Below are 1,191 nucleotides of genomic sequence, written 5' to 3'. Positions count from 1 at the left end.
GGATGGTCTGAAGTAGCCATGTGTTTCTGGCTGACTTCGGCCACCGCCGATTTTGAACGTGGCGAGTCGATCCGAAACGCTCAGATCACTCACTCATTCCTGTCTTTTTAGCCGCTGCGAGCACCTCGCGGCGGCTATTCCCCACATTACAGGCGCACCTCTCCTGCATTGCTCAGTAAATGTCGGCGGGCTATCCACAGATTCGACAGCGCAAACAGCGTCACCAGCTGTGCCGTGTTCTTGGCCAGGCCACGGAAGCGCGTCTTCACATAACCGAACTGGCGCTTGATCACCCGGAACGGGTGCTCGACCTTCGCCCTTACCTGCGCCTTGGCTTTTTCGATCTTGCGCTTGATTTTGTACAGGACGCTGCGCTTGCCCAATTTCTGGTAGGTGCTGCGCCGGGCGGCAATCTGCCAGATGACCTGGCGACCTTCATGCTCGGGGCGTTTCTCCACTCCGGTATAACCGGCATCGGCACAGACCACGTTTTCGTCGCCGTGCAGCAGCTTATCGACCTGCGTGACATCGGCCACATTGGCCGCCGTGCCCACCACGCTATGCACCAGGCCCGACTCGTCATCCACACCGATATGGGCCTTCATGCCGAAGTACCATTGATTGCCTTTCTTGGCCTGGTGCATTTCCGGATCGCGCTTGCCGTCCTGGTTCTTGGTCGAACTCGGCGCATGAATCAGCGTGGCATCGACGATGGTGCCCTGGCGCAGCGACAGGCCGCGATCACCCAGGTAGCCATTGATCACGCCCAGAATTCCTGCCGCCAGCTCGTGCTTTTCCAGCAGGCGACGGAAGTTGAGAATGGTGGTTTCGTCGGGAATGCGCTCCAGGCTCAGACCGGAAAACTGGCGCAAGATCGTCGTCTCGTACAGCGCTTCTTCCATCGCAGGATCGCTGTAACCGAACCAGTTCTGCATGAGATGAACCCGCAGCATCGCCATCAAAGGATAGGCCGGACGACCCCCTTCGCCCTTCGGGTAATGAGGTTCGATCAGGGCAATCAAACCCTTCCAGGGTACGACCCGATCCATCTCGATCAGAAACAATTCCTTGCGGGTCTGTTTGCGCTTACCGGCGTACTCGGCATCGGCGAAGGTCATTTGCTTCATTGAAAAGCTCGGCGATTGGTGTCCGGGGATTTTGCCAAATCAGGAAGTCTTTTTCAGGATTTCC

Annotated in this window: 1 protein-coding gene; it reads right to left on the bottom strand. The window is 57.5% G+C overall.

What is annotated here, in order from left to right:
* Positions 1-146: 146 nt before the first annotated feature.
* Positions 147-1,127 carry an IS5 family transposase gene (locus ACIOVF_RS28000; protein ID WP_401294206.1) on the bottom strand — a complete coding sequence of 327 codons (981 nt, stop codon included), beginning with the start codon at positions 1,125-1,127 and terminating at the stop codon, positions 147-149.
* Between the last annotated feature and the right edge of the window lie 64 nt (positions 1,128-1,191).

Origin of the sequence: Pseudomonas sp. NPDC087612 (assembly GCF_044743505.1) — a bacterium.
GTDB lineage: Bacteria > Pseudomonadota > Gammaproteobacteria > Pseudomonadales > Pseudomonadaceae > Aquipseudomonas.
Note: the sequence above shows the minus strand (reverse complement) of the source record. Positions and strands in the feature narration are given on the sequence as shown.

What these genes read in the sequence shown, in the direction of transcription:
- ACIOVF_RS28000 (WP_401294206.1), bottom strand. Translation starts at nt 1,127, where the DNA reads ATGAAGCAAATGACCTTCGCCGATGCCGAGTACGCCGGTAAGCGCAAA.